This window comes from Pantoea sp. WEP, from assembly GCF_041678305.1.
GTDB lineage: Bacteria > Pseudomonadota > Gammaproteobacteria > Enterobacterales > Enterobacteriaceae > Pantoea > Pantoea dispersa.
Window position 1 is genome coordinate 1846981 of sequence record NZ_JBGNXB010000001.1, and the last position, 16541, is coordinate 1863521.

Annotated in this window: 18 protein-coding genes; 10 read left to right on the forward strand and 8 right to left on the reverse strand. The window is 58.7% G+C overall.

Annotated elements, in window-relative coordinates; all coding sequences use genetic code 11:
- Both argS and ABVR31_RS08445 read right to left on the reverse strand, forming a co-directional pair.
- The gene (gene argS, locus ABVR31_RS08440; RefSeq protein ID WP_372772417.1) at positions 1-1731 is read right to left on the reverse strand and encodes an arginine--tRNA ligase; all 1731 of its coding nucleotides are present in this window, start codon (positions 1729-1731) and stop codon (positions 1-3) included.
- A gap of 166 nt (positions 1732-1897) precedes the next feature.
- Positions 1898-2020, reverse strand: a complete 123-nt coding sequence (locus ABVR31_RS08445) for a hypothetical protein (RefSeq protein WP_007889544.1) — start codon at positions 2018-2020, stop codon at positions 1898-1900.
- A gap of 313 nt (positions 2021-2333) precedes the next feature.
- Between ABVR31_RS08445 and ABVR31_RS08450 the strand changes: the two genes are divergently transcribed.
- Positions 2334-2894, forward strand: a complete 561-nt coding sequence (locus tag ABVR31_RS08450; RefSeq protein ID WP_058757503.1) for a VOC family protein — start codon at positions 2334-2336, stop codon at positions 2892-2894.
- Here the strand turns inward: ABVR31_RS08450 and ABVR31_RS08455 are convergent.
- Complete coding sequence (locus ABVR31_RS08455) at positions 2891-4030, reverse strand: MalY/PatB family protein (RefSeq protein WP_372772420.1); 1140 nt, start codon at positions 4028-4030, stop codon at positions 2891-2893. The genes ABVR31_RS08450 and ABVR31_RS08455 overlap by 4 nt on opposite strands.
- Positions 4031-4115: 85 nt before the next feature.
- On the opposite strand from ABVR31_RS08455, the gene cutC reads away from it, so the two are divergent.
- The 3 genes from cutC to ABVR31_RS08470 all read left to right on the forward strand — a co-directional run bounded on the left by cutC (position 4116) and on the right by ABVR31_RS08470 (position 6551).
- A complete protein-coding gene (gene cutC, locus ABVR31_RS08460; RefSeq protein WP_021509959.1) occupies positions 4116-4868 on the forward strand; it encodes a copper homeostasis protein CutC in 753 nt (250 codons plus the stop codon).
- Positions 4869-5036: 168 nt separating this feature from the next.
- Positions 5037-5885: a hypothetical protein gene (locus ABVR31_RS08465; protein WP_021509960.1), complete on the forward strand. Its 849-nt coding sequence runs from the start codon at positions 5037-5039 to the stop codon at positions 5883-5885.
- A gap of 45 nt (positions 5886-5930) precedes the next feature.
- Positions 5931-6551 carry a LysE family translocator gene (locus ABVR31_RS08470; protein WP_288423864.1) on the forward strand — a complete coding sequence of 207 codons (621 nt, stop codon included), beginning with the start codon at positions 5931-5933 and terminating at the stop codon, positions 6549-6551.
- Between the two features lie 3 nt (positions 6552-6554).
- Here ABVR31_RS08470 and cmoB read toward each other — a convergent pair whose 3' ends face one another.
- The 3 genes from cmoB to ABVR31_RS08485 all read right to left on the reverse strand — a co-directional run bounded on the left by cmoB (position 6555) and on the right by ABVR31_RS08485 (position 9148).
- Positions 6555-7523 carry a tRNA 5-methoxyuridine(34)/uridine 5-oxyacetic acid(34) synthase CmoB gene (cmoB, locus tag ABVR31_RS08475; RefSeq protein WP_288423861.1) on the reverse strand — a complete coding sequence of 323 codons (969 nt, stop codon included), beginning with the start codon at positions 7521-7523 and terminating at the stop codon, positions 6555-6557.
- Entirely contained in the window at positions 7520-8248 is a 729-nt protein-coding gene (gene cmoA / locus ABVR31_RS08480) for a carboxy-S-adenosyl-L-methionine synthase CmoA (RefSeq protein ID WP_058757507.1), read from the reverse strand. Before cmoA ends, cmoB begins: the two co-directional genes overlap by 4 nt.
- A 78-nt stretch (positions 8249-8326) precedes the next feature.
- Positions 8327-9148: a DUF72 domain-containing protein gene (locus ABVR31_RS08485; RefSeq protein ID WP_058757508.1), complete on the reverse strand. Its 822-nt coding sequence runs from the start codon at positions 9146-9148 to the stop codon at positions 8327-8329.
- A 230-nt stretch (positions 9149-9378) separates the two neighbouring features.
- Here ABVR31_RS08485 and aspS point away from each other — a divergent pair, with 230 nt between their 5' ends.
- From aspS to ruvB, 6 genes are all read left to right on the forward strand, one after another.
- A complete protein-coding gene (gene aspS, locus ABVR31_RS08490; RefSeq protein WP_288423856.1) occupies positions 9379-11160 on the forward strand; it encodes an aspartate--tRNA ligase in 1782 nt (593 codons plus the stop codon).
- Positions 11160-11591, forward strand: coding sequence for a dihydroneopterin triphosphate diphosphatase (nudB, locus tag ABVR31_RS08495; RefSeq protein WP_058771222.1), 432 nt, complete (start codon positions 11160-11162; stop codon positions 11589-11591). Before aspS ends, nudB begins: the two co-directional genes overlap by 1 nt.
- Before the next feature lie 241 nt (positions 11592-11832).
- On the forward strand, positions 11833-12576 hold the full coding sequence (locus tag ABVR31_RS08500; RefSeq protein ID WP_021509967.1) for a YebC/PmpR family DNA-binding transcriptional regulator: 744 nt from the start codon (positions 11833-11835) through the stop codon (positions 12574-12576).
- 37 nt (positions 12577-12613) lie between these two features.
- Complete coding sequence (gene ruvC, locus ABVR31_RS08505; protein WP_021509968.1) at positions 12614-13141, forward strand: crossover junction endodeoxyribonuclease RuvC; 528 nt, start codon at positions 12614-12616, stop codon at positions 13139-13141.
- Between the two features lie 154 nt (positions 13142-13295).
- Positions 13296-13910 carry a Holliday junction branch migration protein RuvA gene (ruvA, locus tag ABVR31_RS08510; RefSeq protein ID WP_021509969.1) on the forward strand — a complete coding sequence of 205 codons (615 nt, stop codon included), beginning with the start codon at positions 13296-13298 and terminating at the stop codon, positions 13908-13910.
- An 8-nt stretch (positions 13911-13918) separates the two neighbouring features.
- Positions 13919-14923 (forward strand): Holliday junction branch migration DNA helicase RuvB, encoded by a 1005-nt coding sequence (gene ruvB, locus ABVR31_RS08515; protein ID WP_021509970.1) that lies wholly within the window; start codon positions 13919-13921, stop codon positions 14921-14923.
- 6 nt (positions 14924-14929) lie between these two features.
- Here ruvB and znuB read toward each other — a convergent pair whose 3' ends face one another.
- Both znuB and znuC read right to left on the reverse strand, forming a co-directional pair.
- Positions 14930-15715 carry a zinc ABC transporter permease subunit ZnuB gene (znuB, locus tag ABVR31_RS08520; RefSeq protein ID WP_059009754.1) on the reverse strand — a complete coding sequence of 262 codons (786 nt, stop codon included), beginning with the start codon at positions 15713-15715 and terminating at the stop codon, positions 14930-14932.
- Positions 15712-16467: a zinc ABC transporter ATP-binding protein ZnuC gene (gene znuC / locus ABVR31_RS08525; protein WP_058757534.1), complete on the reverse strand. Its 756-nt coding sequence runs from the start codon at positions 16465-16467 to the stop codon at positions 15712-15714. The genes znuB and znuC overlap by 4 nt, the downstream gene beginning before the upstream one ends.
- Positions 16468-16541 lie beyond the last annotated feature (74 nt).

Genomic DNA, 16541 nt, shown 5'->3' on the forward strand with positions numbered 1-16541 from the left:
TTACATTCGCTCGACGGTTTTGATGCCCAGCGTATCCAGCCCCTGCTTCAGAGTTTTCGCCGTCAGCGCAGCCAGCTGCAGACGGCTGTTGCGTACGTTTTCCTCTTCGGCGGAGAGAATCGGGCAGTGCTCATAGAAGCCCGAGAACAGACCGGCCAGATCGTACAGATAAGCACACATCACGTGCGGCGTGCCATCGCGCGCAACCTGGGTGATGGTCTCTTCAAACTGCAGCAGACGGGTCGCCAGCAGCGCTTCGCGCTCGTCAGTCAGGATGATATCACCGTGCAGGCTGTCTGCCTCAATGCCCGCTTTACGGAATACCGAGAGCACACGCGTGTAGGCATACTGCATGTACGGCGCGGTGTTGCCTTCAAACGCCAGCATGTTGTCCCAGTCAAAGATGTAATCGGTGGTGCGGCTTTTCGACAGGTCGGCGTATTTCACCGCGCCAATGCCGACCACTTCCGCCAGTTCTTTCAGCTCTGCCGCGCTCATCTCCGGATTTTTCTCGCTGACCAGCGCATGGGCGCGCTCAACGGCTTCATCCAGCAGATCGGAGAGTTTGATGGTGCCACCGCTGCGCGTCTTGAACGGACGGCCATCTTTGCCCAGCATCATGCCGAACGCATGGTGCTCCAGCGGCACCGACTCCGGCACGTAGCCCGCTTTGCGCACGATGGTCCACGCCTGCTGCAGATGCTGATGCTGGCGGGAATCGATGTAGTACAGTACGCGATCGGCATGCAGCGTTTCGTAGCGATATTTGGCGCAGGCGATATCGGTGGTGGTGTAGAGATAGCCGCCATCCTTCTTCTGGATGATCACGCCCATCGGTTCACCTTCCTTGTTTTTGAACTCATCAAGGAAGACCACGGTGGCGCCTTCGCTGGTCACCGCCAGCCCTTTTTCGCGCAGATCGGCGACGATGCCCGGCAGCATGTCGTTATACAGGCTTTCACCCATCACATCCTTACGCGTCAGGGTGACGTTAAGGCGGTCATACACCTGCTGGTTCTGACTCATGGTGATATCCACCAGCTTCTTCCACATGGCGCGGCAATATTCGTCGCCACCCTGCAATTTCACCACGTAACCGCGGGCGCGCTCGGCGAAGGCTTCGTCTTCGTCATAGGTGCGTTTCGCTTCGCGGTAGAAGGCTTCCAGGTCGGCCAGCGCGATATCTTCATGATGCTCGTTCTGCTGCTTCTCCAGATAGGCGATCAGCATGCCAAACTGTGTGCCCCAGTCACCGACGTGGTTAGCGCGGATGACGTGATGACCGAGAAACTCCTGGGTGCGCACTGCGGCATCACCGATGATGGTGGATCGCACGTGACCGACATGCATCTCTTTCGCCACGTTGGGCGCTGAGTAGTCAATCACGATAGTCTGAGGTGTCACCTCGCTGACGCCCAGGCGTGGCAGCTGCAGCGCCTGCGCGGCCTGCTGTGCCAGCCACTGGCGGTCAAGGAAGATGTTGATAAAGCCGGGACCGGCGATGTCGACTTTGCTGGCGATACCAGCCAGATCCAGATGCTGAACTACCTGTTCAGCCAGCTGGCGCGGCACCTGACCGAGCTTTTTCGCCACGGCCATGATACCGTTCGCCTGGTAATCGCCGAACTGCACTTTTGCAGACTGACGAACCTGCGGTTCGCAATCGGCCGGTGCGCCTGCCGCCACCATCGCCTGAATGACTTTATCGGAAAGAAGAGCCTGAATATTCACCGCGTTACCTTCATATGCTGAAAAGGCCCGCCAGCTGAGGGCGAGCCGATGTCGTCATCCCGCGTGCGTATCGGGACGGAAAAAATAAGAGGGGAAGTATACGTGAAATGTTGGGGTGCGTCAGCAATCGGTTATGGCTGCCGGTGGACGCAGGCCCGCGCGCCGGTTAACGGCGGCGCGGGTGGCGACGGGGATTTTTAACGCTTTTGTCTTCACGCACCTTCCAGTGGCGGGAAATTGCAAATCCCATCAAGGCTATCAGGACCGCGACAACAATGAGCATAGACATAGGGCCATTCCTTGTAGTTGTGAAACCCAAATTTATAAGAAAGGGTCAGCTACTGCAATTGATTGGCGGCTAAATAAGAGTTATCTCATTGTATTAACTATTGTTAATAATAACAGTTGGTTAAGGCACTTTTATAAAGTAACGTGTGGACCTGATTACGCGATTAATCCGAAAGAGAGGGGCGATTTATGCGGTTTTTGAAGGTTTTTGGCGTGAAATCGGATGAATCCGAGCATTTTGTCAAGCGAAAGCTGCGGCAGCCCTGTTTTTTTATTGATTAAAAGATCTGAACTGAGTTTGAGGTATTTAACGTATGAATCTGGATTTTCCTTCAGAACTGAGTGACTTAAAACAAGACCTGTCCCGATTCGAACAGGCTTTGCAACACTTTGCGGCACGCCTCGGTCTTGACCTCACGCAGCACGAGGCGGACCACGTGGCGGTGCGCTGTCACCAGTTCGCCACGGCAGAACGCTGGAAAGCCGGCTTACTGCAAATCGGCGAGCAGTTTTCCGAAGCGATGATTAATGGACGGCCGATCTGCCTGTTTAAGTTGCATCAGCCGCTGCGCATCGCGGGCTGGCAGGTGGATGTGATCGAGCTGCCGTGGCCCGGTGAGAAGCTGTATCGCCATGAAGGCTGGGAGCATGTGGAAATTGTGTTGCGCGGCGAGCCGGAAACGCTGGGCATGCGTGCGATGGCGTTGCTGGCAGACGAGGCGCTGACGCAGCCGGGCATCGCGTTTAAAACCAGCACGCCGCAGGGCGAAAATGAACGTCTGCCCAATCCGACCTTAGCGGTGACGGACGGGCAAACTACCATCAAGTTTCATCCGTGGCGGCTGGAGGAGATCGTTGCCAGCGAACAGGCTTAGCGCCGTGCTGCCACCGCCTGCAGCAGGCGCGATACCGCCTGCTGCAGGGTGGCGTGCGTGCAGCCAAAGTTGAAGCGCATGAAGCGATCGTCGCCGAAATCACGGCCCGGCGAGAAACCGAGACCGTGTTTTTCGAAATACAGCGCCGGGCTGGCGACATCCAGCTGGCTGGCGTCAATCCAGCCGAGGTAGCTGGCCTCTGGCGCGACCATGCTGAGTTCCGGCAGCGCATTCACCTGCTGCACCAGCCAGTCACGATTGGTGCGCAGGTAAACCAGCTGGTCCGCCAGCCATGCATCACCGCCGCGCCATGCGGCTTCCGCCGCTACCAGCGCTAGAATATCCACACCCGGTACGATGCCTTCACGCACCTGCTTAAAGCGTTTCCGCAGTTCGGGATGAGGGATAATGGCCATGGACGCACCCAGCCCGGCGATGTTGAAGGTTTTAGACGGCGAAATCAGGGTAATACTGCGCTGGGCGGCGTCTTCACTCAGCGAGGCAAACGGAATGTGCTGTACGCCAGGCGTTAACAGCAGGTCACAATGGATTTCATCAGAGCACACCAGCAAATCGTGGCGTTGGGCAAAGGCCAGCTGCGCCTCCAGCTCATCCCGGCGGTAGACGGTGCCGCCCGGATTCTGCGGATTGCACAGCATGAGCAGGCGCTCGTTGCCCTGCATCTGGCTGTCATCCAGCTGCATCACCCAGCGATCCTGCTGTAACTGCAATGGCAGATTGACCTGAGCGCGCTGCGCCAGCCGCGCTGCCGCGCGAAACGGCGGATAAATCGGCGTCGGTGCCACGGTGCTCTGCGACGACTCGGTAAATGCCCGGACCGATAAATTCAGTCCGCTCACCACGCCCGGCAGCAACACAATCCATTCCGGCTCAATCTGCCAGCCATAGCGCTGGGCTAAGCGGGAAATAGTGATATCAATCAAACCGTGCGGCGTCGCGCCATAGCCGAAAACACCGTGGTCGGCACGCTGTTTGATGGCCTCAATGATGCACGGCGGCGAGCGAAAATCGGTGTCGGCAACCCACAAAGGCAGCACATCGCGATCACCATATTTGTGCCATTTCAAACTATCGCTGTGACGACGGTCTATCCCTTGATCAAAATCGAATGCCATAGTGCGCTTTCCACGTAAACTGTCTAAATGAGCAGACTAACTGATGCACTCCTCCCGAGCCAGCAGTCATGAAAAGGAGCAAGGTATGACGAAACTGGAAATTTGTTGCTATGGCATCGACTGCGCAATGACTGCGCAGGCGTCCGGTGCCGATCGCGTGGAGCTGTGCAGTGCTCCGCGTGAAGGCGGACTGACACCTTCGGCGGGTATGCTGGAAGCCGCACAACGTGAACTGACCATTCCGGTCCACCCGATCGTGCGGCCGCGCGGCGGCGATTTTTGTTACACCGCACGCGAATTTGAGGTGATGAAATCGGACGTGGCGCGCATTCGCGAGCTGGGTTTTCCTGGCCTGGTGATTGGCATGCTGGACGAAGATGCGCACGTCGACACGGTTCGCATGCAGCAGATTATGGCGCTGTGCGACGGCATGGCGGTGACCTTCCATCGCGCCTTTGATTTGTGCCACAGCCCGAAGCGTTCGCTGGAGGTGCTGACTGATTTAGGGATCGCCCGCATTCTGACTTCCGGTCAGCAGCAGAGCGCTGAAACCGGAATTGCATTATTACGGGAACTAAATGAATACAGCACCGGTCCAATCATTATGGCAGGGGCAGGCGTGCGCCTCAGCAATCTGCAAAAGTTCCTCGACAGCGGATTGCAGGAAGTCCACAGCTCCGCCAGCCGCGCCGTCGCGTCACCGATGCGCTACCGTAAAGCCGGTGTCTCGATGTGTTCTGAAGCGGAAACCGATGAATTCAGCCGCTCCTGTGTCGATGGCGATGTCGTCGAAGCCATGAAGAGCATGATGCAGATGAGCGTTGACCGGGTCGCCTGACCCGTACCAATTTTGCCGCGCAGCACGCCGAAAACCTGACGTGATGTTTGCAAGTACCAAACCCCAGTTCCTTGCTGGGGTTCTTTTTGTCTGCCGCTTCGCCATGAATAGCGCATTGGTGAAAAAGATGCTTTGATTACTCTATGGCTTAACGCGCGGATAACGCTGATGAAATCCCTCCCTTATGCTGTTGTGATTCTGCTGTTCCCCGTTGCCGGCGCGGCGCTGGCCGCCAGCAGCACCTGCCCGCCGCTGAGCAAAAACATCACCAGCAGCAACAACTGGATTATGCTGGGCGGCGATGCCAAAGGCGCGGTGCGCCAGGTGGTGGCCGGGGAGTTTGGTAAAGACGTCAACTCGCAGAAGCGCGTGCTCGGGCAGTTTGACCAGTGCGGCGATCTGATGGTAGCTGACATCACCTATGACAAAAGCGAAGGCAACGTGGTGCTGAGCATGGAGCAGCATATCGCGCGCGTGCAGCGCGGCTGGGTAGCTGACTATGCTTATCTGGTTAAAGTGACCCGCGCGGGCAAAGAGGAAGTGGTGGATAACCGGCAGGGCACCATCAGCTGGCAGATGGGGCAACACGGCAACATCATCAGCGCCTCGGACAAATTTACCAGCATGGGGAAAGAGGGCTTTACTGATACCACTTACCGCTACGATAAACACTTCCGGCTGGAAAAAAGTATTGCGCGCGGCAGCGATGAACTGACCAACGGCGAGAATACCTGGCGCTGGAATCCGCAGGGGCTGGTGGTGGCATCCACCAGCGCGCGCAGTAAAGATACTTACAGCTACGATAATCAGTGGCGCGAACTGCGGCTGCACGGCACCTCGACCACGCCGGTCAGCACTTTGCGATCGGTGGATGAGTGCCAGTTGTGGGACGAGGTGGGCAATTGCACGCTGAGCTATTTGCATGAGACCGAAGTGTTTGCCAAAGGCACCATTGAGCGGCATCTGAGTTCGGCCTACAAATATCAGTACTGGGATCGTCCGGCGACGGACAATTGATGCGCCGTCGCGTATGCTGTTCTGTGCACAACCCGGGAGCCCATTATGACACTGATTATTTCATTCCTTTTCGCCATTACCCTGCTTACGCTGACGCCCGGCTTCGATACCGCGCTGGTGCTGCGTTCAGCGGCTGCGCAGGGCTGGCAGCGTGCCTCGGCGACGGCATTGGGCGTTACGCTCGGCTGTCTGGTGTGGGGCGTGGCGGTCGGGCTGGGCTTAGGCGCGCTGCTGCTGGCTTCGGAAATGACTTATAACCTGCTGAAAGGCATCGGTGCCGTGTACCTGCTGTATCTCGGCGTCAGACTGCTGCTTAACCCGCGCAGCACGGTGGCCAGCGGGCAGGAGGGGCAAAAGCGGGAAGAGCGCTATCTGACCTGCTTTGCGCGTGGCCTGACCGGTAACCTGCTCAATCCCAAAGTCGGGGTCTTTTACGTCACTTTCCTGCCGCAGTTTATCCCGGCCGGCGGATCGGTGGCGCTGTGGTGCACGCTGATGGCGCTCACCCACATGGTGATTGGCTTAGTGTGGAACGCGGTATTGATTAGCGGCAGCCAGTACTTTGCCGGTCATCTGCGCCGTCCGGCAGTGTTAAAAGTGATGGATCGCCTGACCGGATGCGTGTTTATTGGTTTCGCCGCGAAGCTGGCGCTGTCGCGGCGTTAAGCGTCACGGTTTGCGCGCCACCAGCACGGCACGCAGCGGGGCGGGATAGCCTTCAATCGTTTTGCTGCTGTCGTGCGGATCGAGGAACTCCGCCAGCGATTCGCTGGTCATCCAGTCGGTGCGACGCTGCTCTTCCACCGAGGTGATGGCGTAATCGGCGATGCGCACATCGACAAAACCGCACTTCTCCAGCCAGTTTTTCAGCGCCGCCGCAGACGGAATAAAGTAAACGTTGCGCATCTGCGCATAGCGTTCACCCGGTACCAGCACCGCGTTTTCATCGCCTTCAATCACCAGCGTTTCCAGTACCAGTTCGCCGTCGCTGACCAGCTGATTTTTCAGCTGCAACAGATGGTCGAGCGGCGAACGCCGGTGATAGAGCACGCCCATGGAGAACACGGTATCGAACGCCTGCAGCGCCGGCAGCTGCTCAATGCCCAGCGGCAGCAGATGCGCACGGCGATCATCACCCAGCAGCTTACGCACCGCTTCGAACTGGCACAGGAACAGCTGCATCGGATCGATGCCGACCACCAGCTGCGCGCCGGCACCAATCATGCGCCACATGTGATAACCGCTGCCGCAGCCCACATCCAGCACGGTTCGACCCGCCAGCGAAGAGATATGCGGCAGCACGCGGTCCCACTTCCAGTCGGAGCGCCATTCGGTTTCGATGTCGCAGCCATAGAGCGAAAACGGCCCTTTGCGCCACGGCATCAGGTTACGCAGCAGCTTTTCGATGCCGGCGCGCTGGCGATCGGTTAACGCGTCATGCTGCGCGCTGACGCTGTGTAGCAGATCGAGCTGCTGCGGCACCAGCAGCGGCAGATTGTCGACCGACTTCTCCCAGTTGCGAAAATGTCCGTGCAGGTTTTCACGCTGCCAGGCGGCGACCTGCGCCGGCAACACTTCCAGCCAGCTGGCGAGCGGGCCGGTGGCGATTTGCTGATAAAAACGGCCAAAATCAATCATTTCAACGCCACCAGTGAGCCAAAGTTAAAGCACTGGAACCACAGCTCGGCGTGGGCAAAGCCAGCGCTTTTCAGACGGGCTTTATGCGTTTCCACGCTGTCCGTCAGCATCACGTTCTCCAGCATGCTGCGCTTCTGGCTGATCTCCAGCTCGCTATAGCCGTTGGCGCGCTTAAAGTCGTGGTGCATGTTGAACAGCAGTTCGCCGACGTCGGCATCTTCAAAGCTGAACTTTTCCGACAGCACCAGCGCACCGCCCGGATTGAGGCCGGCAGCGATTTTCTGCAGCAGCGTCAGGCGCGCGTCCGGCTCGAGGAACTGCAGGGTAAAGTTGAGCACCACCAGTGAGGCGTTTTCGATGTGGATATCGCGGATATCCGCTTCCAGCACCTGCACCGGCGTAGCAGCGCGGAAGGCGTCGATGTGACGGCGGCAGCGTTCCACCATCGCCGGCGAATTATCGACGGCAATAATCTGGCAACCCGGTGCCTGAATATTGCGGCGCACCGCCAGCGTGGCCGCGCCCAGCGAGCAGCCGAGATCGTAAACCTGGCTGTTGGGCTGTACAAAGCGTTCTGCCAGCATGCCAATCATCGAAATGATGTTGGAGTAACCCGGCACCGAGCGCTGAATCATATCGGGAAAGACTTCAGCCACGCGCTCGTCAAAGGTCCAGTCGCCCAGTTTATCGATGGGCGCGGAGAATAGCGTATCGCGGTCAGACATAATGAATTATCCGGAGAGAAAACGGAAAGGGCGCTATTCTGGCAGAAACTGCCGCAGGCTGCACCCGTTTCCCTGCGTTTAGAACAGGCTGGATTGCTGTGGCCAGGCGGGCAGCGGGCGCAGCGTCGGCTCCAGCTGTTGCAGCTGTGGCCACAGCGCCTGCAGCAGCGGAAACACCGCGCCCATATCCGGCGTGTGGATGAACAGCAGCGGGTCGCTGTCGTGCTGCCAGTCCGCCAGTTTTTGCTGCCAGACATCAAACAGTGGCAGGCTCTCCTCCACGCTATCGCTGCCGATAAAGCGCACCATCGGCTGTCCGGCAGTGCGCACCGCGTGCGTCGGCACGCGCGGCTTTTGCGCGCGCGCATGCACGGCGGCCGGGCTGAGCGAGGCAGAGGCGTGCACCGGACGGCTGTCGAGTATCACCCGATTAACCCCGCGCTGATGCAGGCCGCGATTCAGCGCGCGCTCGGCCTCGCCTTTGGCAAAAAAGGCCGCATGGCGCACTTCAACGCCATAGTGAAAGCTGCGCGGCAGGCGATCGAGAAACGCCCATAAATCTGTCAGCTGCGCCGGTGAAAAGGCGGCGGGCAGCTGCAGCCAGTACTGGCCGATGCGCTGGCTGAGCGGATCCAGCAGGCGCAGAAATTCATTCACCAGCTCATCGCAGTTCTTCAGCGCCGCTTTGTGGCTGATTGTGTCAGGAAATTTAAAGCAGAAGCGAAAGGCGTCGTCAGTCATGTCATACCAGCGCTGCACCACTTCCGGTTTGGGCAGCGCGTAAAGCGTGGTGTTGCCTTCGACGCAGCCAAACAGCCGGGCGTAATCCGCCAGGGTTTCGATACCCAATACTTTCCAGTTGGCGTGCTGCCATTGCGGTAATCCAATACGAAGTGTCAAAACTGCTCCTGCCTGCTGTGGCGCGGAAAATGCGCCGTACGTTACCTGGTTTTGCCACGGGCAGGAACCGATCGCGCGGCAAACGCTGACGATTTGTCCGCTTTGCGCGGGATCTGCTTATCCTGCCTGCCATTTTCCATTATAATAGCCGCCTTTTTTGCGGCAGCATCTCAGAAGGTTACGCGGCCTGATGCTGTCTGGCAGCAGCGGCGAAGTTAAAAGGATACGTTATGCGTACAGAATATTGCGGACAGCTCAATCTGTCTCATGTGGGTCAGCAAGTTACTCTCTGCGGCTGGGTCAATCGCCGTCGCGATCTCGGCAGCCTGATTTTTATCGATATGCGTGACCGCGAAGGCATCGCGCAGGTGTTTTTCGATGCCGATCATCAACAGGCTTTCCAGCTGGCGTCTGAACTGCGTAATGAATTCTGTATCCAGATCACCGGTACCGTGCGTGCGCGTGAAGAGAAAAACCGCAACAGCGACATGGCCACCGGTGACATCGAAGTGTTCGCCCATGAGCTGAACATCATCAACCGCGCAGAACCGCTGCCGCTGGACTCTAACCAGACCAACAGCGAAGAAGCGCGTCTGACCTATCGCTACCTCGACCTGCGTCGTCCGGAAATGGCGCAGCGTCTGAAAACCCGTGCCAGAATTACCAGCTTCGTGCGCCGCTTTATGGACGGTGAAGGCTTCCTCGACATCGAAACCCCGATGCTGACCAAAGCCACGCCGGAAGGCGCGCGTGACTACCTGGTGCCGAGCCGGGTGCACAAAGGTAAATTCTACGCGCTGCCGCAGTCACCGCAGCTGTTCAAACAGCTGCTGATGATGTCTGGTTTTGACCGCTACTATCAGATCGTCAAATGCTTCCGTGATGAAGACCTGCGTGCTGACCGTCAGCCGGAGTTTACCCAGATCGACGTGGAAACCTCGTTCATGAGCGCGGAGCAGGTGCGCAGCGTGATGGAGCGGATGATCCGTGAACTGTGGCTGGACATCAAAGGCGTCGACCTCGGTGACTTCCCGCAGATGACCTTCGCCGAAGCGATGAACCGCTATGGTTCGGATAAGCCAGACCTGCGTAACCCGATGGAGCTGGTAGACGTTGCTGACCTGCTGAAAAACGTCGAATTCCAGGTGTTCGCCGGCCCGGCAAACGACCCGAAAGGTCGCGTCGCGGCGCTGCGCGTGCCGGGCGGTGCCGCGCTGACGCGTAAGCAAATCGACGAATACGGCAGCTTTGTTGGCATTTACGGTGCCAAAGGTCTGGCGTGGATGAAGATCAATGCGCGCGCCAGCGGTTTCGACGGCGTGCAGAGCCCGGTGGCCAAATTCCTGACGCCGGAGATCGTTGAAGCTATTCTGCAGCGTACCGACGCGCAGGACGGCGACCTGATCTTCTTCGGCGCCGACCGTGCCAAAGTGGTGGCGGATGCGCTGGGTGCACTGCGCCTGAAAGTGGGCCGTGATCTGCAAATCACCAATGATAAAGCCTGGGCTCCACTGTGGGTGGTCGACTTCCCGATGTTCGAAGAGGACGACGAGGGCGGCCTGGCGGCGATGCACCATCCGTTCACCTCGCCAAAAGCGCTGACGGCGGAACAGCTGGCGGCCGATCCGACGCAGGCGGTGGCTAACGCCTACGATATGGTGATCAACGGTTATGAAGTGGGCGGCGGTTCAGTGCGTATCCACAGCGGCAATATGCAGCAGACGGTGTTTAGCATTCTGGGCATCAGCGAAGAAGAGCAGCGTGAGAAGTTTGGCTTCCTGCTGGATGCGCTGAAGTTCGGTACCCCGCCGCATGCAGGTCTGGCATTCGGTCTTGACCGTCTTACCATGCTGCTGACCGGCACCGACAATATCCGCGATGTGATTGCGTTCCCGAAAACCACCGCGGCGGCCTGTCTGATGACCGAAGCGCCAAGCGAAGCCAACCCGGCGGCGCTGGCGGACCTCGGTATCCAGATCGCGCCGAAGAAAGTCACTCCAGAGACGAAATAATGGGCTATAAACACCCGGTATCGGTGCTGGTGGTGATTTTTGCGCAAGATACCGGCCGGGTGTTAATGCTGCAGCGGCGTGATGACCCCAGCTTCTGGCAGTCGGTTACCGGCAGCCTGGAGCCGGGCGAAACGCCGGCGCAAACGGCGCAGCGCGAAGTGGCTGAAGAGCTGGCGATTGATATCGCCGCAGAGGGGCTGGTGCTGGAAGATTGCCACAAACAGATTGAGTTTGAGATCTTTCCGCACTACCGCCATCGCTATGCGCCGGGCATCACGCATAACCGGGAACACTGGTTCCGGCTGGCGTTGCCCGCCGAGCGCCAGCCACTGCTGAGCGAGCACCTCGCCGCCCAGTGGCTGACACCGGCCGCCGCCGCCGCACTAACCCGCTCGTGGAGTAATCGTCAGGCAATCGACGAATTTATCTGAATGCCCGCCACCGCGCGTTTTTCCGGTGGTTTTATCGTTAAATTACAGACATACGGTGTAAATCGAAAGATTTGCACCGCTAAAATAGAACAGTCAGGCGTCATCGGCGCAGCAAGGTTGTTCACCGCCAGCGCACAGCAACCGGAGCGTACATGAGTACGTGAGGATTGCGCGCACTGCCGGGGAACAAGATTGCCAGCAAGATAGCCTGCACCCTGTTAAAGATCGGAGAATATGTAAGATGGCTGGACACAGTAAATGGGCAAACACGAAGCACCGCAAAGCGGCACAGGACGCCAAGCGCGGTAAAATCTTCACCAAAATCATTCGCGAACTGGTGACAGCGGCCAAGCTGGGCGGTGGCGATGCCGGCTCCAACCCGCGTCTGCGCGCAGCGATGGACAAAGCCCTGTCCAACAACATGACGCGTGACACCATGAACCGTGCGATCGCGCGCGGCGTCGGCGGTGAAGATGACAGCAACATGGAAACCATCATCTATGAAGGTTACGGTCCGGGCGGCTCTGCGGTCATGGTAGAGTGTCTGAGTGATAACCGTAACCGTACCGTGGGCGAAGTGCGTCACGCCTTCAGCAAAACCGGCGGTAACCTCGGCACCGACGGTTCGGTATCTTACCTGTTCAGCAAGAAAGGCGTGATCTCCTTCGCGCCAGGCCAGGACGAAGATGCTGTGATGGAAGCGGCGCTGGAAGCCGGTGCAGAAGATGTCGTGAGCTATGACGATGGCGCGATTGACGTCTTTACCGCGTGGGAAGAGCTGGGCAGCGTGCGCGATGCACTGGAAGCCACCGGTCTGAAAGCCGACAGTGCTGAAGTGTCGATGATTCCATCAACCAAAGCGGAACTGGATGCCGAGACGGCACCTAAACTGCTGCGTCTGATCGACATGCTGGAAGATTGTGATGATGTGCAGGAAGTTTACCATAACGGTGAAATTTCTGATGAGGTAGCGGAAACGCTGTAATGGCGTTACGCAAATCCCTGCAATACGGAGACGCGCTATGGCGATAATACTCGGGATTGACCCCGGCTCGCGCGTCACCGGCTACGGTGTCATCCGCCAGACCGGCCGCCAGCTCAGCTATCTGGGCAGCGGCTGTATCCGCACTAACGTCACCGATCTGCCTTCCCGCCTCAAACTGATTTACGCTGGCGTCAGCGAAATCATCACCCAGTTCGCGCCGGATTACTTCGCCATTGAGCAGGTGTTTATGGCGAAGAACGCGGATTCGGCGCTCAAGCTGGGGCAGGCGCGTGGCGCGGCAATTGTCGCAGCAGTCAACCTTGATCTGCCGGTGTTTGAGTATGCGGCCCGTCAGGTGAAGCAGACGGTAACCGGCATCGGCAGCGCGGAAAAAAGCCAGGTGCAGCACATGGTGCGCACGCTGCTCAAACTGCCGGCCAATCCGCAGGCGGATGCCGCCGATGCGCTGGCCATCGCCATCACCCATTGCCACGTCAGCCAGAATGCGGCGCGCATGAGCGACAGCAAACTGGTGCTGACGCGCGGACGTTTGCGATCCGGTTAGCAAAAGCGTGGCCATTCAATAGGCTGGATATGCATCCAGCCTTTTTTATGATATACATAGCCGACATTTTACCTCCAGCAGACGCGCGGTTGAGCGCGGTGTGGCAGGAGGCCGATGATTCAGACGCTTACACATACACTAAGGAATTGCTCAGGTGATTGGTCGTTTACGAGGCATTATTCTGGAAAAACAGCCGCCGCTGGTGCTGATTGAGGCGCACGGTGTGGGTTACGAAGTGCACCTGCCAATGACCTGCTTTTACGAGCTGCCGGACATCAACCAGGAAGCGATTATCTTCACCCAGTTTGTGGTGCGGGAAGATGCGCAGCTGCTGTTCGGGTTTAACAGTAAGCAGGAGCGGGCGCTGTTCCGGGAGCTGATCAAAGTCAACGGCGTCGGGCCCAAACTGGCGCTGGCGATTCTTTCCGGCATGTCAGCGCAGCAGTTTGTCACGGCGGTGGAGCGCGAAGAGATCGCCTCGCTGGTGAAGCTGCCGGGCGTGGGCAAGAAAACCGCTGAGCGTCTGGTGGTTGAGATGAAAGATCGCTTCAAAGGCATGCACGGCGACCTGTTTGGCGGCGACTCGGCGTTTACCCTGACCACGCCGTCGGCACAGCAGGATAACAACGACGCCGAGGCTGAAGCAGTTGCGGCGCTGGTAGCGCTGGGTTATAAACCGCAGGAAGCCAGCCGTATGGTCAGCAAGGTTGGCAAACCAGATGCGGATTGTGAAACCCTGATTCGCGAAGCCCTGCGCGCTGCTATTTGAGGTAATGCATGATTGAAGCCGACCGCCTGGTCTCGGGCAGTTCTTTCACTGAGGAAGAGAGCCTCGACCGCGCTATTCGCCCCAAACTGCTGACGGAATATGTCGGGCAGCCGCAGGTGCGCGAGCAGATGGAGATTTTCATCCAGGCCGCCAAACTGCGCGGCGATGCGCTGGACCACCTGCTGATCTTTGGTCCGCCCGGGCTGGGTAAAACCACGCTGGCCAACATCGTAGCTAATGAGATGGGCGTCAATCTGCGCACCACGTCCGGTCCGGTGCTGGAAAAGGCCGGTGACCTGGCGGCGATGCTCACCAACCTTGAACCGCACGACGTCTTGTTTATCGATGAAATTCATCGCCTGTCGCCGGTAGTGGAAGAGGTGCTGTATCCGGCGATGGAAGATTATCAGCTGGATATCATGATCGGCGACGGACCCGCAGCGCGCTCGATCAAACTGGATTTGCCGCCGTTTACCCTGATTGGTGCCACCACCCGCGCAGGCTCGCTCACCTCACCGCTGCGCGATCGCTTTGGGATCGTGCAGCGCCTGGAGTTCTACAATGTGCCGGATCTGCAGCACATCGTCGGACGCAGCGCCGCCTGCCTGGGGCTGACGCTGAGCGAAGAGGGCGCGCTGGAAGTGGCGCGTCGCGCACGCGGCACACCGCGTATCGCCAACCGCCTGCTGCGCCGTGTACGTGACTTCGCTGAAGTGCGCGCCAGCGGCAACATGAGTGGCGAAGTGGCCGCCAGCGCGCTGGATATGCTCAATGTGGACAATCAGGGCTTCGACTATATGGACCGCAAGCTGCTGCTGGCGATCATCGACAAGTTCATGGGCGGTCCGGTGGGGCTGGATAATCTGGCGGCGGCGATTGGTGAGGAGCGTGAAACCATCGAGGACGTTATCGAACCGTTTCTGATCCAGCAGGGCTTTATTCAGCGCACGCCGCGCGGCCGGATGGCCACGCAGCACGCCTATAAGCATTTCGGCATCAGCCGCGAAGAGTAACCGGCGTCACGCCGCCGGTTTTTTTGCCATGCTGATAATGAACAGTACCGCAGCACACAGCACCACCGACGGACCGGCCGGGGTGTCGTAGCTGGCGGAGAAGCTCAGGCCACCGGTGACGGCAATGATGCCGATGAGCACCGCAAAGCCGGCCATCTGTTCTGGCGAACGCGAGAAGCGTCGCGCCGTGGCGGCCGGAATGATCAGCAGTGAAGTAATGATCAGCGCGCCAACAAATTTCATCGCCACACCAATGGTCAGCGCGGTTACCAGCATCAGCATCAGGCGGGTACGCTGAATGTTTACGCCATCCACCTGCGCCAGCTCCGGACTGATGGTCATCGACAGCAGCGAACGCCACTGCCACGCCATCACCACCAGCACGATTGCCACGCCGCCCGCCATCAGCGACAAATCATCCGGGGTGATCGCCAGCAAATCGCCAAACAGATAGGCCATCAAATCAACGCGCACGCCCTGCATCAGACTGACCACCACCAGACCCAGCGACAGCGCGCTGTGCGCCATAATCCCTAACAGTGTGTCGATCGCCAGATGCGGGCGTCGCTCCAGCCACACCAGCCCGAGCGCCAGACAGACGGTGACCAGAATCACCGCATAATAGGGGTTCACATTCAGCAGCAGACCAAACGCCACGCCGAGCAATGACGCGTGGGCGAGGGTATCGCCAAAATAGGACATGCGGCGCCAGACGACAAAAGAGCCGAGCGGACCGGCCGCCAGGGCCAGCAATACGCCGCCCAGCCAGCCGGGTAATAACAGTTCTATCATGACGGGCCGTTTCCTTTGCGCAGAACAATGCGTCCCTGTAAATCGTGACGGTGATTATGATGATGGCGGTAGATCGCCAGCTGCTGTGCGCCGCGCGGGCCAAACATGGCGATGAATTCCGGGTGCTGCGAGACGGCTTCCGGCGTGCCGGAACAGCAGATGTGATGGTTGAGGCACAGCACTTCGTCGGTCTTTGCCATCACCAGATGCAGGTCGTGCGACACCATCAGCACGCCGCAGTTGAGCTCGCGTCGCAGTTGATCGATCAAGTCGTAGAGCGCCACCTGGCCGTTAACATCCACGCCCTGCGTCGGTTCGTCCAGTACCAGCAGCTGCGGCTGGTTGAGCAGGGCGCGCGCCAGCAGCACGCGCTGCGTTTCGCCACCAGACAGTTTTTGCAGCGGTGACTGCAGCAGATGGCCGGCCTGCACCCGCTTCAGCGCCGGCAGAATAGCGTCACGGCGACTGCCGCGCGTCAGACGCATAAAGCGCTCTACGCTGATCGGCAGCGTCGGATCGATGTGCAGCTTTTGCGGCACATAGCCAATACGCAGCCCCGGCGCGCGGCGGACGCTGCCGCTGTCTGGCGTGAGCAGGCCGAGTACCGTGCGCACCAGCGTGGACTTGCCGGCTCCATTGGGACCCAGCAGGGTGAGAATTTTGCCCGGCTGCAGCGACAGGCTGATGCCTGCCAGCACCGCGCGCTGGCCAAACTTCACCGAAATGTTTTCGAGTGTAACAAGTGACGACATGATATTTACGGGTTGCATTGAATTTCGAATGTTATAATATCACATTCCATCACTTGGTCACGATGGAATGACGC